The 23545-nt window shown below is 74.5% G+C and carries 24 protein-coding genes and 1 pseudogene; 10 read left to right on the plus strand and 15 right to left on the minus strand.

The genetic code is table 11. From position 1 onward, the window contains the following. Positions 1–160: 160 nt before the first annotated feature. The 3 genes from rpsO to truB form a co-directional block, all read right to left on the minus strand. Positions 161–430 (minus strand): 30S ribosomal protein S15, encoded by a 270-nt coding sequence (gene rpsO, locus ACN260_RS21785; protein ID WP_067302624.1) that lies wholly within the window; start codon positions 428–430, stop codon positions 161–163. Between the two features lie 219 nt (positions 431–649). Further along, positions 650–1576, minus strand: coding sequence for a bifunctional riboflavin kinase/FAD synthetase (locus tag ACN260_RS21790; protein ID WP_422752811.1), 927 nt, complete (start codon positions 1574–1576; stop codon positions 650–652). Between the two features lie 124 nt (positions 1577–1700). Continuing rightward, positions 1701–2585: a tRNA pseudouridine(55) synthase TruB gene (gene truB / locus ACN260_RS21795; RefSeq protein WP_422752812.1), complete on the minus strand. Its 885-nt coding sequence runs from the start codon at positions 2583–2585 to the stop codon at positions 1701–1703. Positions 2586–2679: 94 nt separating this feature from the next. Between truB and ACN260_RS21800 the strand changes: the two genes are divergently transcribed. Both ACN260_RS21800 and ACN260_RS21805 read left to right on the plus strand, forming a co-directional pair. Beyond that, the gene (locus ACN260_RS21800; protein WP_088645572.1) at positions 2680–2976 is read left to right on the plus strand and encodes a hypothetical protein; all 297 of its coding nucleotides are present in this window, start codon (positions 2680–2682) and stop codon (positions 2974–2976) included. Positions 2977–3091: 115 nt separating this feature from the next. Beyond that, positions 3092–4114 (plus strand): hypothetical protein, encoded by a 1023-nt coding sequence (locus ACN260_RS21805; RefSeq protein WP_422752813.1) that lies wholly within the window; start codon positions 3092–3094, stop codon positions 4112–4114. A 45-nt stretch (positions 4115–4159) separates the two neighbouring features. Here ACN260_RS21805 and ACN260_RS21810 read toward each other — a convergent pair whose 3' ends face one another. From ACN260_RS21810 to rimP, 10 genes and pseudogenes are all read right to left on the minus strand, one after another. Next, positions 4160–5485 carry an MATE family efflux transporter gene (locus ACN260_RS21810; protein ID WP_422752814.1) on the minus strand — a complete coding sequence of 442 codons (1326 nt, stop codon included), beginning with the start codon at positions 5483–5485 and terminating at the stop codon, positions 4160–4162. 1305 nt (positions 5486–6790) lie between these two features. Further along, a complete protein-coding gene (locus ACN260_RS21815) occupies positions 6791–7000 on the minus strand; it encodes a DUF6186 family protein (protein ID WP_422756787.1) in 210 nt (69 codons plus the stop codon). Continuing rightward, positions 7000–7407: a hypothetical protein gene (locus tag ACN260_RS21820; RefSeq protein ID WP_422752815.1), complete on the minus strand. Its 408-nt coding sequence runs from the start codon at positions 7405–7407 to the stop codon at positions 7000–7002. The genes ACN260_RS21815 and ACN260_RS21820 overlap by 1 nt, the downstream gene beginning before the upstream one ends. 19 nt (positions 7408–7426) lie before the next feature. After that, positions 7427–8527 (minus strand): DHH family phosphoesterase, encoded by a 1101-nt coding sequence (locus ACN260_RS21825; RefSeq protein WP_422752816.1) that lies wholly within the window; start codon positions 8525–8527, stop codon positions 7427–7429. A gap of 7 nt (positions 8528–8534) precedes the next feature. Beyond that, positions 8535–9000: pseudogene (gene rbfA / locus ACN260_RS21830) on the minus strand (30S ribosome-binding factor RbfA); the annotation flags it as partial. Positions 9001–9350: 350 nt separating this feature from the next. After that, positions 9351–9644, minus strand: coding sequence for a DUF503 domain-containing protein (locus tag ACN260_RS21835; protein WP_088647721.1), 294 nt, complete (start codon positions 9642–9644; stop codon positions 9351–9353). A gap of 90 nt (positions 9645–9734) precedes the next feature. Continuing rightward, positions 9735–12734 (minus strand): translation initiation factor IF-2, encoded by a 3000-nt coding sequence (infB, locus tag ACN260_RS21840; RefSeq protein ID WP_422752817.1) that lies wholly within the window; start codon positions 12732–12734, stop codon positions 9735–9737. Positions 12735–12827: 93 nt separating this feature from the next. Then, entirely contained in the window at positions 12828–13160 is a 333-nt protein-coding gene (locus ACN260_RS21845; RefSeq protein ID WP_088647723.1) for a YlxR family protein, read from the minus strand. Positions 13161–13176: 16 nt separating this feature from the next. Beyond that, positions 13177–14220: a transcription termination factor NusA gene (nusA, locus tag ACN260_RS21850; RefSeq protein ID WP_422752818.1), complete on the minus strand. Its 1044-nt coding sequence runs from the start codon at positions 14218–14220 to the stop codon at positions 13177–13179. Continuing rightward, positions 14217–14891, minus strand: coding sequence for a ribosome maturation factor RimP (rimP, locus tag ACN260_RS21855; protein WP_422752819.1), 675 nt, complete (start codon positions 14889–14891; stop codon positions 14217–14219). Before rimP ends, nusA begins: the two co-directional genes overlap by 4 nt. A gap of 229 nt (positions 14892–15120) precedes the next feature. Between rimP and ACN260_RS21860 the strand changes: the two genes are divergently transcribed. Genes ACN260_RS21860 through ACN260_RS21890 form a run of 7 tightly spaced genes read left to right on the plus strand, consistent with a single transcriptional unit; the run spans position 15121 to position 21512 of the window. Further along, positions 15121–15570 (plus strand): hypothetical protein, encoded by a 450-nt coding sequence (locus ACN260_RS21860; RefSeq protein ID WP_422756788.1) that lies wholly within the window; start codon positions 15121–15123, stop codon positions 15568–15570. Next, the gene (locus tag ACN260_RS21865) at positions 15567–16016 is read left to right on the plus strand and encodes a ferritin-like domain-containing protein (RefSeq protein WP_422752820.1); all 450 of its coding nucleotides are present in this window, start codon (positions 15567–15569) and stop codon (positions 16014–16016) included. Before ACN260_RS21860 ends, ACN260_RS21865 begins: the two co-directional genes overlap by 4 nt. 57 nt (positions 16017–16073) lie before the next feature. Further along, positions 16074–16661 (plus strand): PadR family transcriptional regulator, encoded by a 588-nt coding sequence (locus ACN260_RS21870; protein ID WP_088645558.1) that lies wholly within the window; start codon positions 16074–16076, stop codon positions 16659–16661. Next, entirely contained in the window at positions 16658–17392 is a 735-nt protein-coding gene (locus ACN260_RS21875; RefSeq protein WP_422752821.1) for an ABC transporter ATP-binding protein, read from the plus strand. The genes ACN260_RS21870 and ACN260_RS21875 overlap by 4 nt, the downstream gene beginning before the upstream one ends. Next, on the plus strand, positions 17389–20247 hold the full coding sequence (locus ACN260_RS21880; protein WP_422752822.1) for an FtsX-like permease family protein: 2859 nt from the start codon (positions 17389–17391) through the stop codon (positions 20245–20247). The genes ACN260_RS21875 and ACN260_RS21880 overlap by 4 nt, the downstream gene beginning before the upstream one ends. A gap of 57 nt (positions 20248–20304) precedes the next feature. Continuing rightward, complete coding sequence (locus tag ACN260_RS21885) at positions 20305–20784, plus strand: nitroreductase family deazaflavin-dependent oxidoreductase (RefSeq protein WP_422752823.1); 480 nt, start codon at positions 20305–20307, stop codon at positions 20782–20784. Then, on the plus strand, positions 20781–21512 hold the full coding sequence (locus ACN260_RS21890; RefSeq protein ID WP_422752824.1) for a nucleotidyltransferase domain-containing protein: 732 nt from the start codon (positions 20781–20783) through the stop codon (positions 21510–21512). Before ACN260_RS21885 ends, ACN260_RS21890 begins: the two co-directional genes overlap by 4 nt. Before the next feature lie 53 nt (positions 21513–21565). Here the strand turns inward: ACN260_RS21890 and ACN260_RS21895 are convergent, their stop codons facing one another. Together ACN260_RS21895 and map are read right to left on the minus strand one after the other, a co-directional pair. Then, the gene (locus ACN260_RS21895) at positions 21566–22282 is read right to left on the minus strand and encodes a VIT1/CCC1 transporter family protein (RefSeq protein ID WP_422752825.1); all 717 of its coding nucleotides are present in this window, start codon (positions 22280–22282) and stop codon (positions 21566–21568) included. After that, complete coding sequence (gene map, locus ACN260_RS21900; RefSeq protein WP_422752826.1) at positions 22279–23136, minus strand: type I methionyl aminopeptidase; 858 nt, start codon at positions 23134–23136, stop codon at positions 22279–22281. The genes ACN260_RS21895 and map overlap by 4 nt, the downstream gene beginning before the upstream one ends. On the opposite strand from map, the gene ACN260_RS21905 reads away from it, so the two are divergent. After that, entirely contained in the window at positions 23135–23539 is a 405-nt protein-coding gene (locus tag ACN260_RS21905) for an STAS domain-containing protein (protein WP_422752827.1), read from the plus strand. The two genes, map and ACN260_RS21905, sit on opposite strands and share 2 nt — an antisense overlap. Positions 23540–23545: the final 6 nt, after the last annotated feature.

A 23545-nucleotide genomic window follows, 5' to 3' on the forward strand; every position in this document is an offset into this window, starting at 1 on the left:
CGATCGAAGCGCCCGGGTGGCCGGCATGTTGCCGGGATGCCCGGGGGCCACTACCGGAGACCGGTACGCTGACCGGCTCCCTCTCGGGTGGTCGCGCGGCCCTCTTCTTCTGGTGGTGCGCGGAACGGGGGAGCGACCCGGTGGCCGCTCCCCCGTCACGTCATCGGCGCAGGCCGAGTCGCTCGATCAGCGACCGGTAGCGGTTGATGTCCTTCTTCTGGACGTAGTTGAGCAGCCGACGGCGCCGACCGACCAGCAGCAGCAGCCCACGGCGGCTGTGGTGGTCGTGCTTGTGCACCTTCAGGTGCTCGGTCAGCTCCGCGATCCGCTTGGTGAGGACCGCCACCTGCACCTCCGGCGAACCGGTGTCGCCCTCGGCGGTCGCGTACTCCGAGCGGATCTTGGCCTTGGCTTCCTGGTCGAGCGCCATGTTCTCCCTGTTTCGGTGGGTTGACAACTGGTGTCCGTCGTTCGGGTCCGAACGGACCGGGGACGGACGAACCTCGCACCCGCGGCGTCGTGCAGGCACGCGAGGCCCCGCGTCGGTCATCCGACGTCACCGCCACACTACCAGCCCGCCGCGGAACCGCCCGGTCAAGGCCCGCGCGGCGGGCGTCGGCGGCCCGTCGACCCACCCCGCCGGGCCGTCTCAGGCGACCGCCAGCCGGGTCCGCGCGACGTCCTCGGCCATCTGCACCAACAGCGGCTCGATCGCGTCGTACCGGATCTGGCCGCGCAGGTGGGCGGCGAAGTCGAGAGCCACGTGCTCGCCGTACAGGTCGCCGGCGAAATCCAGCACGTGCGCCTCGACCCGGCGCTCCCGGCCGGCGAACGTCGGGTTGGTGCCGATCGAGATGGCCGCCGGCAGCCGCCCGGTGCCCCCGCGCACCAGCCAGCCGGCGTACACCCCGTCGGCGGGCACCGCCGCGTGCGGCGGGCAGCGCAGGTTGGCGGTGGGGAAACCCAGCTCCCGGCCGCGCTGGTCGCCCAGCACCACCACCCCTTCGAGCCGGTGCGGCCGGCCGAGCACGGCGGTCGCCGCCGCCACGTCCCCGGCCTCGATCCGGGCCCGGACGTACGTCGAGGAGAAGACCGTGCCGTCGGCGGCGACCAGGGGGGCGTTCTCCACCCCGAAGCCGTGGGTGCGGCCGAGCTGTTCGAGCAGCGCCACGTTCCCGGCGGCCCGGTGCCCGAACCGGAAGTTGTCCCCCACCACGACCAGCGCCGCGTGCAGGTGTTCGACCAGGATGTCGTGCACGAACGCCTCGGCCGGCAGCCGGGACAACTCGGCGGTGAACGGCACCACGCACAGCACGTCGACCCCGAGCGCCTCGATCAGCTCCGCCTTGCGGTCGGGCTCGGTGAGCACGGCCGGGTGCGCGCCGGGGCGGACCACCTCGGCCGGGTGCGGGTCGAAGGTCACCACCACCGACCGTACGCCCAGCTCACGGGCGCGCGCCACGGCGTGTCCGATGGTCGCCTGGTGCCCCCGGTGCACGCCGTCGAAGACGCCGATGGTGACGACCGACCGCCCCCAGTCACCGGGTGCCGCCTCGTACCCCCGCCACCGCTGCATGCCGCTCCTTCCCTGCTCCGCCGCTGACCGGCTCACACCCGTACCCACCGCCGCCGGCCGTGCCGGCCGTCGTCCCCGCGCCCGTCCCCGCCGCGCCGTCCGGCCGTGCCGGCCGGCGGCCCGGTCAGGCCGGGGCGAGCACGATCTCCGCGCGGGCCCGGCCGTCCCGCTCGCTGACGATAGCGATCAGGCCACCGTCCGGTCCGAAGACGGCGTACGGTCCGGCGATGCCCACCGGGTCCAGCGGGCCGCCGTGGGAGAGCACCTTCGCCTCGTCGGCGCTGGCCTGCCGACGGGAGAAGTACCTGTCGGCGGCGGTGTCGAGGGGCAGGGTGACCACCTCCGGCGCGCGCTGCTCCAGCGTCGCGAGGGTCGCCGACTCGGCCAGGGTGAAACTGCCCACAGCGGTCCGCCGCAGCGCGGTGAGGTGTCCGCCGACGCCGAGCGCCAGGCCCGCGTCCCGGGCCAGCGCCCGGATGTACGTCCCGGACGAGCAGTCGACGTCGATGTCCACGTCGACCACGTCCGGGGTGTCCCGGCGGATCGCCGACACGTCGAGCCGGGAGACGGTGACCCGCCGGGCGGGCAGCTCGACCTGCTCGCCGTCCCGGACCCGCTTGTACGCCCGCTCCCCGTTGATCTTGATGGCGCTCACCGCGCTGGGCACCTGGTCGATCTCACCGGTCAACGGCACGAACGCGGCCCGGATCTCCGCGTCGGTCAGCGCACCGGCCGGCGTGGCGGCGATCACGTCGCCCTCGGCGTCGTCGGTGACCGTGGACTGGCCGAGCCGGACCGTCGCGGTGTAGCTCTTGCCCGCCCCGATCACGTACGTCAGCAGCCGGGTGGCCCGACCCACCCCGATCACCAGCACCCCGGTCGCCATCGGGTCGAGGGTGCCGCCGTGCCCGACCCGGCGGGTGCGGGCCAACCGGCGGATGCGCGCCACCACGTCGTGCGACGTCACGCCGCCAGGCTTGTCGACCACGATCAGACCGTCACCGTTCACGACCGCCAAGCCTGCCAGACGGGTCCACCCCGCCCGTCACCGCACGGCACAATGCCCTCGCACCACGAGAGCCCCGTCACCCGTCAGGAGCCCCATGACCACGCCGCCCCCGCCCGAGCACCGTGCCCGGGTCGAACTCCCCGAGTGGATGCGTCACCCGGAGCCACCCCGTCGCACCCTCGGCCGGCGGCTGTCCGAGCTGGTCGAGGCCGTGCCGACGCTCCGCCGGGCACGCCTGTCGCTCTGGCGGTGGCGCGACCGCAGCCGATTCAGCGAACGTCACCCGGTGGTCGCCGGGATCGTCTCGTTCGTGCTGGTGGCGACGCTGGCCAGCCTGCTGGTCGGCGGCGCGCTCTACCTGTTCGCCCGGATGCGCGCCGGCACCCTCTGAGCCCGTGGCCCCCACCCCGGGCCAGTCCTCGTCCGTGGCCCCGGACGGGACAGCGCCGCGACCGCCCGGGCGCGAAGATCATGCGCCCCTCCCCGTCCGACCCAGGGAACACCGCGTGACTTACGACCCGACACCCACTGACCCACCCCCCGACAGGGCGGCGGTCGCCACCGCGGACGAGCCGGTCCGGATTCCGTCCTGGATGCGGGAACCCGAGGTGGAGCACGAGTTGACCCGCTCGGAACGGCTCCGGCTGCGTTGGGGTCGGTACGGCGGCACGCTGCTCGGCGCGGTGGGCGTCCTGCTGGTACTGGTGCTGGTCGGCGGGCTCGCCGTGGGCGGGTTCCGTTTCGTCCAACGGGCGCACGACGGCGCACCGCTGCTCCCTCGCCCCGGTGACGCGTCGCCGGCCGCTCCCCGGCCGACCGACGCCAGCGGCAACAGTCTCGGCCCGTTCGTCGCCACCCCGGCCGAGGCGTACGCCGAGGGCGCGGCGGCCGTCGTGCCGCCCGCCGCCCACCGGACCGGGCCGTTCACCGCCGAGCAGGTCACCGACGCGCTGGCGCGGGTCCGTCGGGCACTGGTCGAGGGGCGGGTGGAACCCCGGATGCTGGACGGCGATCCCGACGGGTTCCTCGCCGTGCTCGCCCCGCAGAACCGCGACTCCGTCCGTCGGGACCTGGCCTCCGGCATCAGCCTCGGCTTCGCCAGCCGGATCGCCGACCGCGCCGACCCGGGGCTGGACCGCGACGAGAAGGTGCGTGGCCGGGGCACCATGACGTACCGGTCCACCACCGCCGCCAGCGGGGTACCGGCGTTGGAGGTCACCACCCGGTTCGTCTGGGCCTACCCGTTCGACCTGTGGCGTCCCCAGGCGTACCGGCCGGGCGCGGAGCTGGTCACCCTGCGCGACGAGGTGGTGTGGCTGGTGCCGTACCCGGACGACGTCGGCCCGGCCGGGCGTGGTCTCTGGCTCGACTCGGCCCGAATCACCCTGCAGAACGCCGACTGCCCGGCGATGCGGCGGGGTTTCCTGGCGCTGGCCGCGGCCGAACCGCTGCGTCGTCGGACCGCGCCGGCCCCGACCGGCGACGTCTACGACGAGAGCTGGCGGGCCGGCGACGGCGAAGAGTGCTGACCGACGATCGCGGTGCTCCGGCCGGAAACCGTCGCAGCACAGCCGTCAGCGCACCGCGCCGACCACCGCCCACCTGCCGGACCGCAGCCGCAGCAGCACACCGACGAGCCGGATCACCACGAGCAGGGTGAGGCCGGCCCAGATGCCGCCCAGACCGAGGTCGAACGCGTAGGAGAGCCAGATCGCCGGCAGGAAGCCGCCGACCGCCGCGACCACGGTCAGGTTGCGCAGGTAGCGGATGTCGCCAGCGCCGATGAGCACACCGTCGAGGGCGAACACCACCCCGGCGAACGGTTGCATCGCCACGAACCAGGGCCACGCCACCATCGCCTGCCCGCGTACCTCGGGATCGGAGCTGAACAGGGACGGCACGACGCCGGCCCCGGCGGCGATCAGCACCGCGAAGGCCACCCCGCACACGCCGCCCAGCAGCGCGAACCGGCGGGCCAGGGCGCGCGCCCCGGCGGCGTCGCCCGCCCCCAGTGTCGCGCCGATCAACGCCTGCGCGGCGATCGCCAACGCGTCGAGCAGCAGCGCGGTGAAGAACCACAGTTGCAGCGCGATCTGGTGGGCGCCCACGGCGGCGGCGCCGAACCGGGCGGCGACGGCGGTGGCGGACAGGAAGCTGGCCTGGAAGGCGAGACCCCGGATGAGCAGGTCCCGGCTGAGCACCAACTGCTGGCGGATCAGCGCCGGCCGGGGCCGCAGGCCCACCCGCTCCCGCAGCAGCGCCCCCACGAAGAGGGCACCCGAGACGGTCTGGGCGATCGCGTTGGCCACCGCCGAACCGGTCACCCCCAGCCCGGCGGGGTAGACCAGCAGGGGACAGAGCAGCGCGGAGAGCAGGTTCGGCCCGAGCACGAACAGCAGCGGGCGGCGGGTGTCCTGGATGCCGCGCAGCCAGCCGTTGCCGGCGGCGGCCAGCAGCAGGCCGGGCGCGCCGAGGGCCGCGATCCGCAGCCACCGCCCGGCGGTGTCGGCCACCTCGCCACCACCACCGGCGAGGGTACGCGCCAGCGCGTCACCGCCGAACTGCATGCCGACGGCCACCAGCACGCCCACCCCGAACGCCAGCCAGGACGCCTGGACGCCCTCGGCCAGCGCCGCAGCCCGGTCACCGGCACCGAAGCGGCGGGCCGCCCGCCCCGTGATGCCGTACGCCAGCACGGTGCCGAGCCAGGCGGTGAGCGTCAGCACCGTGCCACCGACGGCGAGCGCGGCCAGCGGGACCCGGCCCAGGTGCCCCACGACGGCGGTGTCGACCAGCACGTAGAGCGGTTCGGCCGCGAGCACCACCAGGGCGGGCAGGGCGAGCGCGGCGATCCGGCGCGGCGAGGCGAGCGCGGTGGCGGTGGCGGTGGACTGGCTCATCGTCGCCGATCCTGGCACGCCTGCGGTAAGGAACGCAAGCCTCGGCATAGCTTACCGAACAAGGGTCGGCGGAACCGGTCCGGCGACGGACGTGACCGCAGGGGACGAGGGCGCGCGGGTGGCGGAGTGGGTGGGGCGGGGCGCTTCGGCCGAGCCGACCGGGCCGGGGCGAGCTGGGGCGGGCCCAACCCGGAGCGGGTCACCCTCGTACACCGCCGGGCGGTTGGACACGGGGCGGCCCGGCCCGGTCGGGCCGCGCTGAACGCGGCCGGAGCCGGGGACGGTAGGGCTGAGCGCAACCGGGGGCGGGGGCGGCCCCATGGCCGGAGGCGGGATCACGGCCGGGCGGGGTAACGCTGAAGCGCAGCCGGTGCAGGAACGGAAGGAACCCCACCGACACCGGGGTGGGGACGGCCCGGAGCAGGCGCTACGGCCGGGCCGGGCGGCACCTGGGCGGCACCGAGCCCGGCCAGCGCCGGGCCGTGGAACCGCAGGTGATCCGCACCCGACCGCGAAGGCGGGCCGGTGCCGGGTCCGGTGGGGCGGGCGAGAACGAGCCGGGCGGGGCGGGGCCGAGCACGACCACCGGCGCCAGGCTGAGTCGAACTCAGCCTGGCAGCGGGGTCATCGCCGGCGCGACAGGGTCACTGGCGGGTGTCCATCGAGGTCTGCAACGCGCGGCGCATCTGCTCGCGGGCCTCGTCGGTGGTCTCGGTCTTGGGCTTGGTCGCCATGGCGGTGTCCTTCCAGGGTGCGGACCACCGAACAGGTGGCCCGGACGGGCGGTCCTGCTGAGCGCCGGGAAGGCGGCCCGGGATCACCGGAGCGGCTCGCCTGGCAGCGTGAGCCCGGGTCGGTCAGACCCTGGAGGGAGGCGGCACCGGGTGTGGCACCACCGCCCGCGACCTGCGTCGCGGCGCGACGTCGGCCTCTCCCAAGTTAACGTTTACTTTCCACATGCTGCCCACTCTTCCCGCCATCTGGAAGAACCTGGCAGGCTCCCCGAGCACACCCGAACCGCGGCCCGGCACGAACGCCCGCACCACACCACCCCGCCGAGTGCCCGCGACGTCTCCGCCCGACCGGGCCACGTCGGCCCCGGGACGGGCACACCGCCGGCCGGGCCGGATGCGGCGTACGACGAGCTCCGAGCGGTCGGACCGACGGCGGTGCGGGACCGGTGGCCCCGAACCGGGCCGGGCGGACCGCACCCGCACGGGGTGGGAGAGCCGGAGCGGGATGGCCGCCGGGCAGGTCCGCGTCGCCGCGGCTGCGCAGCGGCCGGTCACCCGACGGTGGAGGCGGTCAGCGGGCCAGGAAGTGCCAGCCGAGCCACCACCAGAACCCGAACACGCCGATCCGGCCGACCGGCACCGGACCGACCTCGTACCGCATCACGTAGGCGCAGACGTCGCCCAGTGACGGAATCCGGGAACCTTCCCGGCGGGCGGCCCACTCCACGGCCGCGAAGAGCACCAACGAGGCGAGGAAGCCACTGATGGCGAGCATGCGCATCATCGCCGCACCAGCCCCCAGAACGCGGCCAGCCAGGCGAACCAGGCCGCCGAGCGGACCAGTTCGTCCTCCAGCAGCGGATCGGCCAGGCGGGAGAAGGTGGGGAACTCGTCGCCGACGGCCATGACGAAGGTGGCCCCTTCGAGCACCCCGAACACCGCGGCCGGGAGCAGCCACCAGGCGGTGCCCCGGCCCAGCCGGCGCGGTGCCGGCCGACGCTGCACCCGGTTGCCGAGGCCGAGCCAGATCAGCGCGCCGCCGGTACCCAGCGTCCAGATGTTGGCCTGCGCCGAGAACGACGGGAACTGCCCACCGACCAGGGAGAGGCAGGCCAGCACCGGCACGGTGACCACCGGCCTGTCCCAGGCGCGGGAGACGTCCACGGTGATCTCGTGCGGCTGCTCCATCGTCCGATTCTCCCCGGGGTCACCGTGTGCGGGAAGACCGACACCCGTCGGCGTCGGCGGGGCCGCCGGTCAGCGCACCGGCCAGCTCCGCCCTGATCAGGGCGATGACCTGCTCGGCGTCGCCCGATCCGGTGAAACCGGCGGCGAAGCGGTGACCTCCGCCACCCAGCGCCACCGCCACCGCGCTGACGTCGACGGCGCCCTTGCTGCGCATCGACACCGCCCACTCGGCCGGCCCGACCTGCTTGAGCACGCACGCGACGTCCGCCTCGGCGGTGCAGCGGACCGAGTCGATGAGCGACTCCAGCACGTACGGCTGCTGGTCGTGCCGGGCCAGGTCGTCGAGGGTGGCGTCGGTCCAGACCAGACCGTGCCCGGCGGCTGCCTCCGGTTCGAGCCGGGCCCGCCCCAGCACCTCGCCGAAGAGCCGGACCGCGCCGAACGGCCTGGTGTCGAAGACCTGGCGGGAGATGTCGCCGGGGTGCAGGCCGGTCGCGAGCAGCCGGGCGGCGAGCCGGTGCACCTCGGGGGTGGTGGCCGCGAACCGGAACGAGCCGGTGTCCGTGGTCAGCGCGACGTAGAGACCCGTCGCGATCTCGGCGTCCAGCGGCACGTCGAGCCGGGAGAGCAACTGCTCGGCGACGACCGAGGTCGCCGCCGCCGCCGGGTCGACCAGACGTACCGCGCCGAAGCCGGTGTTCGAGGCATGGTGGTCGAGGACGATCGAGGTGCCGGCGGTGTCCAGCCGGTCGACCAGGTCACCGAGCCGCGACTCGCTCGCGGCGTCGAAGCAGACCACCAGATCCGGATCGGGGTACGCCTCGGCCGCCGGCACCAGCAGGTCGAGCCCCGGCAACCAGTGGAACGGCTCCGGGACCCCGGGGGGCCCCGGGAAGGTGGCCTGCAACCGGTGCACGCCGAGTCGACGCAGCCCCAGCCCGAAGCCGAGCATGCTGCCCAGCGCGTCGCCGTCCGGGTTGACGTGACAGATCAGCAGCACCCGGGCATCGGCCGGCAGGCCGCGTACCGCTGCGACGGCGGCGGCCCAGTCGTCCTCGCCGGGACCGGCGGACGGTGACCCGGTACGGAGTTGGTCGGCCGTGCCCGGGGCGGCCGTCACCGCCGGTCCGTTGCGGGGGTGTCGGTGGTGGCGTCGTCCGCCTCGTCCTCGTCCTCGTCGTCGACCCGGTACGGCTGGGCGTCACCCGCGTACTTGGCCTGGGCGGCCAGCCGCTGCACCTCGGCGTCGGCGTGCCGGGCCTGGGCGAGCAGGTCGTCGATCTGCTTGACCTGGTCCTGCACGTCGTCGAGGACGAAGGTCAGCGAGGGCGAGTGACGCAGCCCGAGGGCCTTGCCGACGGTGCTGCGCAGCATGCCCTTGGCGCTCTCCAGCGCGGCGGCGGTGCTGGCCTGTGCCGCCGCGTCACCGAGGACGGTGTAGAAGACGGTGGCGTCGCGCAGGTCGGCGGTGATCCGGGCGTCGGTGATGGTGATCATCCCGAGCCGGGGGTCCTTGATCTGGCTCCGCACCACCGAGGCGACCAGTTCGCGGATCCGCTCGGCGTGCCGGCGAACCTTGGCCGGATCAGTCATGTCCCCCACCTCCAGGGCGTTCCTTCCGCGGCCGGAACGGCGACGCGGGCGTCACCGGTACCAACCACCCGACACCCCGAACACTACCCGCGCACCACCCCCACCCGCCCGCCCCCACCCCGCCCCACCGCCCTGCGCCCCGGCCTACCCCACCCACCCCCACTTCCCGCTCCGCCCTGCCCCGCCGTACCCCTCCGTGCCCCGCCCCGCCCGCCCCGGTTCGCCCTGGTGATCAAGAGGTTTGCGTCAACTGATCAAGAGGTTTGCGTCAACTTGAAGATCAACACTGACGCAAACCTCTTGATCAACGCGAGCAGGCGGGGTGGGGCGGGGCGGGGCGGGTGGGCGGGTCAGTCTTCGGGGGTGTGGAGGTGGCGGCGGACGGAGAGGAGGTCTATCTCGGGGCGGGCGGCGACCAGGCGCTCGCAGGAGTCGAGCACGTCACGGACATGGGTCGCCTCGGCGGCCACCACGGCCACCCCGATCTCGGCCCGGCCGTGCAGGTCGAGCGCGCCCACCTCGGCGGCCGACACCTCGAACCGGCGCAGCGCCGCCACGATGGGCCGGACGTAGGAGCGCTTCGCCTTCAGGGAGCGGGAGTCACCCGGCAGGAGCAGGTCGAAAAGTGCGGTTCCGGTATACATCGCCACGGACGTTACGGAACCGGCCCGGACATGCTCAAGGGGTTTACGCCGGGTGGCGTAAACCCCTTGAGCACTGTTGTCAGCCTCGGATCAGGCGCGCGGCTTCTCCCGCATCTCGAAGGTCTCGATGGTGTCGCCAACCTGGACGTTGTTGAAACCGCCCAGAGTCAGACCACACTCGAAGCCTTCGCGGACCTCCGTCGCGTCGTCCTTGAACCGCTTGAGCGAGCTGATCGTGAGGTTGTCCGCCACGACCGCCCCGTCCCGCAGCAGCCGCGCCTTGGCGTTGCGGCGGATGATGCCGGACCGGACGATGCAACCGGAGATGTTGCCGATCTTGGACGAGCGGAAGACGTCGCGGATCTCCGCGGTGCCCAGCTCGACCTCCTCGTACTCCGGCTTGAGCAGCCCCTTGAGCGCGGCGTCGATCTCCTCGATGGCCTGGTAGATGACCGTGTAGTACCGGATCTCCACGCCCTCGCGGTCGGCGATCTCGCGGACCTTGTTGGCGGCCCGCACGTTGAAGCCGATGATCGTGACCGCCTCGGACGAGGCGCTCGCGAGCATGACGTCGCTCTCGGTGATCGCACCCACGCCCCGGTGGATGATCCTGAGCTGGACCTCCTCGGGGATGTCGAGGTTGAACAGCGCGTCCTCGAGGGCCTCCACGGAACCGGAGACGTCGCCCTTGAGCACCAGGTTGAGCGAGGTCTTCTCGCCCTCCTTGAGCTGCTCCATGAGCGTTTCGAGGGTGGCCCGGCCGCGGGAGTTGGCGAAGGACGCCGCCCGCCGTCGTGCCTGCCGCTGCTCGGCGATCTGCCGCACCGTGCGGTCGTCCTCGGCGGCCAGGAAGGTGTCACCCGCACCCGGCACCGCGGTCAGGCCGAGCACCAGGACCGGACGGGCCGGACCGGCTTCGGCGACCTGGTTGCCGTTCTCGTCGAGCATGGCGCGGACCCGGCCGTGCGCCCCACCGGCGACGATCGAGTCGCCCGCCCGCAGGGTGCCCTTCTGCACCAGCACCGTCGCCACCGCACCGCGACCCTTGTCCAGGTGCGCCTCGATGGCCACACCCTGCGCCGGCCCGTCGATCGGAGCGGTCAGCTCCAGCGACGCGTCGGCGGTCAGCAGGACCGCCTCCAGCAGCTCGTCGATGCCGATGCCCGGCTTGGCCGCCACGTTGACGAACATGGTGTCGCCGCCGTACTCCTCGGCGACCAGGCCGTACTCGGTCAGCTGCTGGCGGACCTTGTCGGGGTTCGCCTCCGGCTTGTCGACCTTGTTGACCGCGACCACGATCGGCACCTCGGCCGCCTTGGCGTGGTTGAGCGCCTCGATCGTCTGCGGCATGACGCCGTCGTCGGCCGCCACCACCAGCACCACGATGTCGGTGACCTGGGCACCACGGGCACGCATGGCGGTGAACGCCTCGTGACCCGGGGTGTCGATGAAGGTCACCGCGCGGTCCTCGCCCTCGTGCGGGACGTGGACCTGGTACGCGCCGATGTGCTGGGTGATGCCACCCGCCTCGCCGGCCACCACGTTCGCCTTGCGGATCGCGTCGAGCAGCTTGGTCTTACCGTGGTCGACGTGACCCATGACGGTCACCACCGGCGCACGGCTGACCAGGCGGTCCTCCGCGACCTCGGCGTCGAGGTCGATGTTGAACTGCGCGAGCAGCTCGCGGTCCTCGTCCTCCGGGCTGACGATCTGCACGTCGAACCCGAGGTGCTCGCCGAGCAGCAGCAGGGTCTCGTCGGAGCAGGACTGGGTGGCCGTGACCATCTCGCCCAGGTTGAACATCTCCTGGACCAGCGAACCCGGGTTGGCGTTGATCTTGTCAGCGAAGTCCGACAGCGAGGCGCCACGGGAGAGCCTGACGACCTGACCCTGACCCCGGGGCGCGCCCGAGCTCATCGTCGGGGCCGACAGGTTGTCGAACTCCTGTCTGCGCTGCTTCTTGGACTTGCGACCACGGGTCGGCCGGCCACCCGGACGCCCGAAGGCACCCGCGGCGCCGCCGCCACGGCCACGACCGCCACCACCGGGGCGACCACCGCCACCGGCCGGGGCACCCGGACGGAAACCACCGCCGGGAGCGCCACCGCCGCCACCGGGGCCACCACGGTAGCCGCCGCCGGCGCCGCCACCGCCGCCACCGGGACCGCCACGGAAGCCACCGCCACCGCCGCCACCGGGACGGAAGCCACCGCCACCGCCACCGGGACGACCGGCACCGCCACCGGGGCCGCCACGACCGCCACCGGGACCGCCGGGGCGACCGGTGGTGGGCCGCTGGCTCGGCATCGAGGCCGGGCTGGGCCGCGGCGGCATCGACGCCGGGCTCGGCCGCGGGGGCATGCCGGCCGGGCTCGGCCGGGGACCGCCGCCGCCGGCCGCCGGGGGCCGCTGCTGCTGGCCACCCTGGATGCCGAACGGGTTGTTACCGGCACCGCGGGCCGGGGGACGACCACCGGGACGGGCACCCGGGCCCGCCGGGGGGCCACCGGGCCGGCCGGCGGCCGGGGTGCCCGGACGCGGCGGGACGGCGTTGGGGCCGGGACGCGGACCCGGACGCGGGCCACCCTCGGTGGGCGGCTCCCGCCGGACGTTGTCCCGCTGCTGCTGCCGGGCGGCCTGGGCGGCCTTGACCGCGGCCTCCTGCTCGGCCTTCAACGCGGCGGCGCGCGCCTCGGCGGCGGCCACCTCGATGTCGTGTGCGCTCGCCGGCTTGGCGACCGGGGTCGCCGGCTGCGGCGGGCCGGGGACCGGGCCCTTGGGCTTCGGTCCAGGGGTCGGCGCGGCCGGTCGCCGGGGCGGCATCGGTCGGGCCGAGACCCGGGGGGCACCCGGGGTCGGGGGTGGCGTCGGGGTCGGTGCCGGGCTCGGGGCCGCCGCCGGAGCGGACGGTGCCGACGAACCACCGGCGGACGCGACGAATGCGCCACGCAGGCGTCGGGCGACGGGCGCCTCGACGGTGCTGGACGCGGACTTGACGAACTCGCCCATTTCCTTCAGCTTGGCGAGCACTGTCTTGCTTTCGACCCCGAGCTCCTTGGCAAGCTCGTGTACGCGGGCCTTACCTGCCACTGCACTCCTCACTCCGAGGTCGTGCGGGCAGCACCCGCAGCGACCTCACTCCTGCACTTGAAGCCTGGTCATTTCAGGGACTTCATCGTGTGCTCATGTCGGTCGTCCTACCTTGCTAGCGACCCTCGCCCGATCGGGTTGACCGGACGTAGTGGTTGGCGCATCGACGTGCTCCGCGACGGCACCGTGATCGGGGACCCCGGTGAGTCGCAGCGCCCGCCCGAAGGCGCGACGCCGCACCGCCAGCGCGAAGCAGGCCGGATCCGGGTGCATGTTCGCTCCCCGACCCGGCAGACTGCGGCTCGGATCAGGCCGGAGACTGTGACCATCCTCGTCACCGACCGCGACGATCCGCAGCAGTTCGCTGGCCGGCGCACGTTTCCGGCAACCCACACAGGTGCGCTCCGGATGCGCGCGTCGTACCACTGGAAGAAGTCTACCCCTAGCCGGCCGAGATCGCTCCGCCCGGCTCCGGGACGTGCTCGCCTCCGCCCCGACCGCCGGCACCCGGCTGCTCCGCGTCGGACCGGATGTCGATCCGCCAACCGGTCAACCGGGCAGCAAGCCGGGCATTCTGCCCCTCCCGGCCGATCGCCAGGGAGAGCTGGAAGTCCGGGACGGTCACCCGGGCCGTACGGGTGGCCAGGTCGACCACCTCGACCCGCAGCGCCTTGGCCGGCGAGAGCGCGTTGCCGACGAACGTCGCCGGGTCGTCCGACCAGTCGATGATGTCGATCTTCTCGCCGTGCAGCTCGCTCATCACCGCGCGGACCCGCTGGCCCATCGGCCCGATGCAGGCGCCCTTGGCGTTCACGCCCTGCACGGTGGACCGGACGGCGATCTTGGTGCGGTGACCTGCCTCACGGGCGATCGCCCCGATCTCCACGGTGCCGTCGGTGATCTCCGGCACCTCCAGCGCGAAGAGCTTCTTCACCAGCGCCGGGTGCGAGCGGGACAGGGTGATCTGCGGCCCGCGCATGCCCTTGGTCACGTGCACCACCACGCAGCGGATCCGCTCGCCGTGGGTGTACCGCTCGCCGGGCACCTGCTCGGACTGCGGCAGCACGCCTTCCAGCTTGCCCAGGTCGACGCTGACGATGCCCTTCTCGCTGCGCGCCTCGTGCGCCTGCACCACCCCGGTGACCAGGTCACCGTCGCGGCCGACGTACTCGCCGAAGTGCACCTCGTCGGTGGCCTCCCGCAACCGCTGGAGGATCACCTGCTTGGCGGTCATCGCCGCGATCCGGCCGAAGTCGTGCGGGGTGTCGTCCCATTCCCGCACCACGCTGCCGTCGTCGTCCAGCTCCTGGGCGTAGACCAGGGCGGCGCCGTTCTTGCGGTCGATCTCCACCCGGGCGTGCGACTCGGCACCGTCGGTGTGCCGGTAGGCGGTCAGCAACGCGGTCTCGATCGCCGCGAGGATCGTGTCGAACGGGATCTCCCGCTCGCGCTCCAGTGCGCGCAGCGCCGCGAGGTCGATGTTCACCTCTCCTCGTCCTCCACATCATCGTCGTCATCTTCGTCGGTGTCGTCGCCGACCTCGTCGATCTCGTCCGCCTCGTCGATCTCGTCGAGGCGGTGGAACTCGACCTGCACCCGGCCGGGGCCCAGCTCGGCGTAGCGGTGCTCCACCGGACCGGACCCGGTCTCCAGCACCACGCGCTCGTCGTCGGCCGTCACCACCCGCCCGGTGACCTGCCGGTCCACGGCGGGCTCGCCGGCCCGTACGGTCACCTTCACCAGCCGGCCGGCGTTGCGCCGCCAGTGCCGGGGCAGGGTCAACGGGCGGTCCACCCCCGGAGAGCTGACCTCCAGCTGGTACTCCCCCGCCACGATGTCCCCGCCGGACTCCTCGGCCGCGTCCAGCGCCGCCGAGACCGCCCGCGAGACGACCGCGACCGCGTCCAGGTTGATCCCACCGTCGGCGTCCACGATCACCCGGACCACGTGCCGGCGGCCGGCCCGGGAGACCGAGACGTCCTCCAGGTCGTAGCCCGCCCCGGCGACCACCGGTTCGATCACCGCGCGCAACCGGTCACGACGGGCGGCCAGGTCACCCCGGGATGCGCCGGCACGGTCGCCGCCCCGGGGACCGTCGGTGCGGCGGGAGCGTCCCGCCGGCGCCGTCGGCCTGGTGGCACGGCCACGCTGCGTCATCTGGGCACCCTTCTCCTGGTCGGCGGCGGTCGTCGGACCGGCACGCCGGGACGCCACCGGGGCGGTAGCGCCGGTGGCTGCGCAGAGCGTAACGCGCCGTCGGTACGGCGGCCCCGGCGGCGCACCGACGGCTGTCGCCCGGCGGACGGCGGGCATGGTGTTGACTTGTCCGGTGGCCACGGGCAGAACAACGACGCACCACGACGCAACGGGGCAGTCCCGGCGTACCGTGCTGCGGGCCGGCGCGCTCCTGGCGGCCGGCGTCGCCGCCGTACCGCTGACCGGCTGTGGTCTTCTCGACCGCGACGACCCGACCCCGCCGCCCGACCCGCTGGAACCCCTGGCGGCGGAGGCCCGGTCGCTGGCCGACCGGCACCGGGCCGCGGTCGCCGCCGATCCGGGGCTGGCCGACCGGCTCACCCCGATCGCCGACGCGCACGCCGCGCACGCCGAGGAGCTGCGCCGGGTGATCGGCCGCCCCGGACCCTCCGCCTCGGCCTCGCCGGACCCGTCCGCCGCCGCAGGTGACCGCGCCGCCGTGCTGGCCGCGCTGCGGTCGGCCGAGCAGCGCGGCCGGGACAACGCGGCGAAGGCGTGCGCCGACGCGCCGGGCGACCGGGCCGCGCTGCTCGGCGCGATCACCGCCGCCCGGGCCACCCACCTGGAGGCGCTGAAGTGATCCGCTCCACCGCTCCCGCCACCCCCGGCGACGCGCTCGCCGGGGCGTTGACCGCCGAGTACGCCGCGATCTACGCCTACGGCCCGATCGGGGTGCACCTCACCGACGCCGACCGGCGGGCCGCCCGCGCCGCCGAGGCGGCCCACCGGTCCCGGCGCGACGCGCTCGTGCTCCAGCTCAGCACGGCCGGGGGGACGGTGCCCGCCGACCAGGCCGGCTACGCCCTGCCGTTCCCGGTCACCGACCGGGCCGCCGCGCTGCGACTGGCGGTACAGGTGGAGGAGCGCACCGCGGCGTTCTGGCGGGTGGCACTGCCGGTCACCACCGGCGCGGACCGCACCCGGGCGCTCAACGCGCTGACCGACTGCGCGGTACGGGCCACCCGGTGGCGGCGCAGCGCGGGCCTCACCCCGCTGACCGTCCCGTTCCCCGGCAGTCCCACCTGACCCACCGTCCGTACCCTGCGGTTGCGGTCCGCATACGGGGTATGCATACTCCGTCGCATGTCCATCCGTCACGGCCTGCTCGCCCTGCTCGAGCGCGGCCAGATGTACGGCTACCAACTCCGGGCCGCGTTCGAGGAGTCGACCGGTTCGACCTGGCCGCTGAACATCGGTCAGGTCTACACCACCCTCAACCGGCTGGAACGCGACGGCCTGGTCCGTTCGCTGCCCGAGCACGAGGGCGGGCAGCGGCCGTACGAGATCACCGACGCCGGACGGGCGGACCTGGCGCTGTGGTTCGTCACCCCGATCAGCCGCAACGACCGCCCCCGCGACGAGCTGTCCATCAAGCTGGCCCTGGCGCTGACCACCCCCGGGGTCGACGTGCGGGCGGTGGTGCAGACCCAGCGTGGCGCGACCATGCGCACGTTGCAGGAGCTGACCCGGCTCAAGTACACAAGTGACCGGCCGGAGGACCTGCCCTGGCGACTGGTACTGGACGCGATGATGTTCCAGGCCGAGGCGGAGATCCGCTGGCTCGACCACTGCGAGACCAGCCTGGTCCGGCACCGGCCGGCGGCCCCCACCGCACGCAGCGGGTCACCGCCGGAGGTGGTGGAGCGGGCCGACGAGGAGGCACACCGGTGACCGGCCCCGACGGCGCGGTGCTCGAACTGCGCGACGTCCACCGCACCCACGGGGGCGGGGAGGCCGCCGTGCACGCGCTGCGCGGGGTGAGCCTCACCGTACGACCGGGCGAGCTGGTGGCCGTGATGGGTCCCTCCGGCTCGGGCAAGTCGACCCTGCTCACCCTCGCCGGTGGGCTGGACCGGCCGACCGGCGGGGAGGTGCTGGTCGAGGGGGAGTCGCTCGGCACGCTCGACGGGCGGCGGCTGGCCCGGCTGCGCCGTCGCCGGATCGGCTACGTCTTCCAGGATCTGAACCTGCTCGGCAGCCTCACCGCCGCGGAGAACGTGGCTCTCCCGCTGGAACTGGACGGGATCGGCGTACGCCAGGCCCGGCGGGCGGCCCTGACGGCGCTGGAGGAGGTCGGGCTGGACGGGCTCGGCGGTCGCTTCCCCGACCAGATGTCCGGGGGTCAGCAGCAGCGGGTGGCGATCGCCCGGGCGCTGGTCGGTGACCGGCGGCTGGTGCTCGCCGACGAGCCGACCGGGGCGCTGGACTCGCAGACCGGGGAGGCCGTGCTGCACCTGCTGCGCCGCCGGGTCGACGCGGGCGCGGCCGGGGTGCTGGTGACCCACGAGGCCCGGCACGCCGGCTGGGCCGACCGGGTGGTGTTCCTCCGCGACGGCGTCATGGTCGACTCCACCGCGCCACTGGCCGGGGTCGAGCATCTGCTCTCCGGAATCGGCCGGTGAGCGCCCCGCCCCATCCGGACGGTCCGTCCCGCGCCGACGGCCGGTCCGCCCGCCCCCGGCCGGCACCGCCCGACGGCCCGGCCCGACCGGACCGGCCCGACAGCCCGGCCCGGCCCGACGTGGTGGACCGGGCGGGGCTGCCCGGTCGGCTCGCCGGCACGGTCGGGTCCTGGCGGGCGGCGCTGCGGATCGCCCGCCGGGAGGCCCGGCGGGCGCGGGGGCGCACCGCGCTGGTGCTGACGATGATCGCGCTGCCGGTGCTGGTGCTGAGCTTCGTCGCGGTCACCTACGACATGGCCGACCTCACCCGGGAGGAGATTTACGTCCAGCGGGCCGGGGCCGCCGACGTCGAGCTGGACTGGGTGGCGGAGAACCCGATCCACCAGGACTCCTGGGGCGACACGAACTGGGCCCGCACGGGTGACCAGGTGGTGACCCGGGAGCGGCCGGTGGGCCGGGCCGAGATCGAGGCGCTGCTGCCCGCCGGGAGCCGGGCCAGCCGGGTCACCTGGTGGGTGCCGTTCGAGGTGCGGATCGGCGACCGGACCAGGACCCTCGACGGCCGGGCGCTGGACCTGACGGAGCCGGTGGCCCGTTCGACGGTGCGACTGCGCTCCGGACGGGTCCCCACCGCACCCGACGAGGTCGCGGTGAGCGCGCAGGCCGCCGCCCGGATGGGCGTCCGGGTTGGCGGGTCGGTCGGCGCGGCCGACGGCACCCGCCGGTGGCGGGTGGTCGGCGTGGTCGAGTTCCCCGACCAGCTCGGGGAGATCGTCGCCCTGACCCCGGCCGGGCTGCCCCGGGACGTGCGGAGCTACGACGAGAGCTGGCTGGTCGACCTTCCCGGCCCGGTGGACGCCGCGCTGGTGGACCGGCTCAACGCGCACGGCGTGCTGGTCAGCGCCCGCAACCCGGTGCCGGGTGCCGACTCCCCCGACGGGTCGACGCTCGACCTGCCCGATCCGGTGCTGGCGAGCAACTCGGTGCTGGTGGGCGGCCTCGGTCTGCTGGAGGTCGTCCTGCTGGTCGGCCCGGCCTTCGCGGTGGGGGTCCGGCGGCGGCGGCGGGACCTGGCGCTGGTCGCGGTCGCCGGCGGCGACCCGGTGCACCTGCGGCGGATCGTGCTCGCCGACGGGGTGGTCCTCGGTGGGCTCGGGGCGGCGTGCGGGCTGCTGCTCGGGGTCAGCGCCGCGCTCGTCGGCCGGTCGCTGGTCGAGGAGCACGTGCTGGGGGCGCGCAGCGGGGGCTACCGGGTCTTCCCGGCGGCGCTCGCCGCGATCGCCGCGGTCGCGGTGCTGGCCGGGGTGCTGGCCGCGCTCGCCCCGGCGCTGGCCGCCGCCCGGCAGGATGTGGTGGCCGGGTTGGCCGGTCGCCGGACCGCACCCCCGCACCGCCGCCGCTGGCTTCTCCTCGGGGTGGCGCTGACCGTGCTGGGCAGCGGGACCGCCGCCCTGGGTGCCGCGAGGGGCGACACCCCGATGATCCTCGCCGGGTTGGTCCTGGGCGAGCTGGGCCTGGTCTTCTGCACGCCCACGCTCATCGGTCTGCTGGCCCGGCTCGGTCCGCTGCTGCCGCCCGCGCCCCGGATCGCGCTGCGCGACGCCAGCCGCAACCGCTCGTCGGCCGCCCCGGCCATCTCCGCGGTGATGGCCGCCGTCGCCGGCAGCGTCGCCCTGGGCGTCTACGTGGCCAGCAACGACGCCCGCGAACGAGCCGACTGGCAACCGGGGATGCCGCCGGGCCGGGTGCTGCTGCTGCGCGCCGACCGGGACGGCACCGGCCCGCTGCCCCCGTTGCCGCTGATCACCGAGCGGGTCCGGGCCGAGCTGGGCACCGACGCGGTGCTGCCGGTGGCGGTGCCCGGCTGCACCGAAGTGCGCGACCCGAACGCCTACTGCACGGTCGCGCCGGTGCTGCCCGCCAGCCAGGCATGCCCGTACGACCCGGAGTCGTACCAGACGGCCGAAGCCCGCCGCGCGGCGCTGGACGACCCGCGCTGCGTCCCGCCGGTCCGCATCGTCAGCGGCTTCTATCTGCCCGCCATGGTCGACGACGGCACCGCCCTGGGGGTGCTCAGCGGTGCGCCGGCGGCCGAGGTGGCGGCGGCGTCCGCCGTGCTGCGTGCCGGCGGAGTGGTGGTGAGCGACCCCCGCTACGTGGTCGACGGCCGGGTGACGGTCCGGGTCGACCGGTCGGTCGACGGTTCCCGGCCGCCGGCGGCGACCACCGTCACCCTCCCCGGTCACCTGCTGCGCGACGGGCTGCCGGTGGACCGGCTGGTGCTCTCCCCCGCCGCCGCCGTCCGGGCCGGCCTGCGCACGGAGCCTGTCGGTTTCGCCGTCGACACCCGGTCCGCGCCCACCGGCGCGCAGCTCGACCGGGTGGTCACCGCGCTGCGGCCGCTGCTGCCGGTGTCGGCGCAGATCGAGCGGGGTCCGCCCCGCTCGGCGCGGCGGCCGTTGCTGCTCCTGCTGGCGGCCGGCGCCGGGGTGATCACCCTGGGCGCGGCCGGGGTGGCCACCGGGCTCGCCGCGGCGGAGGGTCGCCGGGACCTCTCCACGCTCGCGGCGGTGGGGGCCAGTCCCCGGGTACGCCGGGTGCTCTCCCTCTGCCAGGCGGGGGTGATCGCCGTGGTGGGCTCGGCGCTCGGCATCGCGGCCGGGCTCGGTTCCGCGCTGATCATCCTGACCTCGACGAACCGCCAGTACGCGCAGAGTTGGCCGACCCAGACGCCGTACCCGATGGTGGTGCCCTGGCAGACCCTCGGCGTGCTGGTGGTGGTGCCGCTGGTGGCGATGCTCGGTGCCGGCCTGTTCACCAGGTCCCGCCTCACGGTCGAACGCCGGCTGGACTGAACGGCCCACCGGGAGCCGGTGGGTGCGGACACCGCGTCGACCAGGCAGACTGGCCGGGTGCCCGTACTCGGAACCCTCACCCGGCGGCTCGGTCACCACGAGTGGTTCGGTGCCACCATGCGCCTGCTCGTCCCCCTCGACCGGATGGTCGGGCGGCTCACCCGGGGTCGGGTGGTCGCGCTGGGGCTGGTCCCCTCGCTGATCATCACGACCACCGGGCACCGGTCCGGCCTGCCCCGCAGCAACCCCCTGCTGTACGTGCCGGACGGCGACGGGTTCGTGGTGATCGGCTCCAACTGGGGTCAGCGGCACCAGCCCGGTTGGGTGCTCAACCTGCTCGCCCTGCCACAGGCGGAGGTGGCCGTCAAGGGTCGCCGGCTCGCCGTCCGCGCCGACCTGGCGACCGGGGCCGAGCGGGACCGGCTCTGGCAGTTGCTGGTCACCGAGTGGCCGGCGTACCGGACGTACGTGCAGCGGGCCGGCGGCCGGGAGATCCACATCTTCCGGCTGGCCCCGACCGGTGCCGACCTGCCGTGACCGTGCCGGAGCCGGCGGCCGGGGTGGACCGGGACGATCCGCGCTGGCAGGTCGCCGGGCGGGTGGCCGACGCGGCGCGGCGACGCTTCCCGGCGGACATCCTCGCGGTGGCCGTGCACGGCCCGCTGGCGCACGGCGACGACGACGGTGGCGGGGACGCCGAGGTCGACCTCCTGCTGGTCACCTACCGGGCGGGCGGCGGCCCGGCCCCGTCGACCCGGCGGGTGGACGGGGTGCTGGTGGCGCTGACCGTGGCCGACGCCGACGGCCACCTGCGACGGGCCCGGACGCTGACCCCGGCCTGGCCGCTGACCGCCGACCGGTACGTCACCACCGTCGCCCTGTACGACCCGACCGGCTGGCTGCGTACCCTGCGCGACGAGCACCTGGGCCGGCTGGCGCGGGCCCGGCCGGCCGAGTTCAGCACCGCCGCCCGGGACGCCTGGTACCGGGGCTGGGCGGCGCACGCCCGCGCCGCCCGGCTCGCCGAGTGGTACGAGACCGACCAGGCGCTGGTCATGCTGGGTGAGGCACGGCTGGCGGCGGCCACGGTCAGCGGCCTGCTGCGCCGCACCTACTTCCGGGACCCGGGCGACGCGGTGCGGCGTACCGGGCTGGCCGGCGCGGACATGACCGAGGTGGGCCGGGTGCTGACCGGGCAGGCAGAGGATCTGGCCGCCCGGGGCCGACCGGTCGACGGCACGGTGGACGACCTGCTCACCGGCTGAGCGCCGGAGGCGACCGGCCGACCGGGATGACCCGTGGTGCCGACCGCGACGGTCTAGCCGAGGCCGCCCTGCACCCCGATGAGCATCCCGATCAGGTAGGTCGCGGCGGCCGCCGCCGCGCCGAGCAGCAGCTGCCGCAGCCCACCGGCCCACCACGGGCGGTGGGTGAACCGGGCCACGACCGCCCCGGCCGCGAAGAGCCCCACCCCGCCGACGGTGAGCGCCAGCGCCAGGCTGGTGGAGCCGAGCAGGTAGCTCAGCAGCGGGATCAGCGCCCCGACGGAGAAGCAGAGGAACGACGAGACCGCCGCCGCCCAGGGGCTGGGTTGTTCGTCGGGGTCGACCCCCAGTTCCTCCCGGACGTGCACCCGCAGCGCCTCCTCCGGGTTGCGGCGTACCGCCTCGGCGACCTGGTCGGCCAGGTCGCGGGGCAGGCCGCGGGCCACCCAGGCGTCGGACAGCTCCCGGGCCTCGGCCTCCGGGTGGCGTTCCAGCTCGCGGCGTTCCTTGGCCACCTCGGCGGCGACCTGCTCGTTGGCCGACCGGACGCTGGTGTACTCGCCCAGCCCCATCGAGATGGCGCCGGCGACCAGGCCGGCGGTGCCGGTGAGCACGATGCTGTGCGCCGACACGCCACCGCCGCCGACCCCGGCGATCAGGGCGATGTTGGTGACCAGGCCGTCCATCGCGCCGAAGACGGCGGGCCGCAGCCAGCCGCCGGACACGTCCGCGTGGTGCGCCTCGCGCAGCGCCGCCGGGGTGTCGGTCACGGCAGGGTAAGAATCTCGAAGCCGTCGTCGGTGACGACGATGGTGTGCTCGAACTGGGCCGTCCACTTCCGGTCCTTGGTAACGACCGTCCAGCCGTCGTCCCACATGTCGTACTGGTAGGTGCCGAGGGTGATCATCGGCTCGACGGTGAAGGTCATGCCCGGTTCCATGATGTCGGTGGGCCGGGGGCTGTCGTAGTGCGGCACGTACAGGCCGCTGTGGAAGGCCTCGCCGATGCCGTGGCCGGTGAAGTCGCGGACCACCCCGTAGCCGAACCGCTTGGCGTACGACTCGATGACCCGGCCGATGACGTTGATCTGCCGGCCGGGGCGCACCGCCCGGATGCCACGCATCATCGCCTCGTGGGTGCGCTCGACCAGCAGCCGGGCCTCCTCGCTCACCTCGCCCACGCAGAAGGTGGCGTCGGTGTCGCCGTGCACCCCGTCGAGGTAGGCGGTGACGTCGACGTTGACGATGTCACCGTCGGCGAGCACCGTCGAGTCGGGGATGCCGTGGCAGATGACCTCGTTGATGCTGGTGCAGCAGGACTTGGGGAAGCCCCGGTAGCCCAGCGTCGACGGATAGGCGCCGTGGTCGACGAGGAACTCGTGCACCACCCGGTCGATCTCGTCGGTGGTGACCCCGGGCTTGCAGTGCTCACCGGCGAGCTGGGTGGCCTGCGCCGCCAACCGGCCGGCGACCCGCATCTTCTCGATGGTCTGCGGGGTCTGCACGTGTGAGCCGCGCCACTGCTGGGGTTGCTTGCGGCCCACGTACTCCGGGCGGGCGATGTGGTCGGGGACCGCTCGCCACGGGGAGAGTGTGCCGGGGGTGAGCGGGGCACGGACGGTCATGACGACAGCCTATCTCCGTAGGGTGCAGGGCCTCCCGCACGGCCCGGCGGTTGTTGCCGCCGCCACCGGGCTGTGCAATGGTGGCGGGGTGGATCTGGAGGGCGAACCGCCCGTGTTCTCCGCGCGTGCGGAGGCCGCCGGGGACCACGTCCGCGTCACGGTGACCGGCGAGGTCGACATGGCCACCGCCGACACGATGGTCCAGACCACGCTGCGTGAGCCGGCCCGGCAGGTCACCCTGGATCTGCGCGCGGTCACCTTCTTCGACTCGGCCGCCATCCACGCGGTGGTCCAGCTCGCCCGGCGGTTCCCGGGCGCGCTGACCGTGTTCCCGTCCCGGCAGGTCAGCCGGGTGCTGGAGATCTCCGGCCTGGGCGACCAGGAGTGGCTGCGCCCGCTCTGACCCGCA

The organism is Micromonospora sp. WMMD708 (genome assembly GCF_049315245.1).
In the GTDB taxonomy this organism is placed as follows: Bacteria; Actinomycetota; Actinomycetes; order Mycobacteriales; family Micromonosporaceae; genus Micromonospora; species Micromonospora wenchangensis.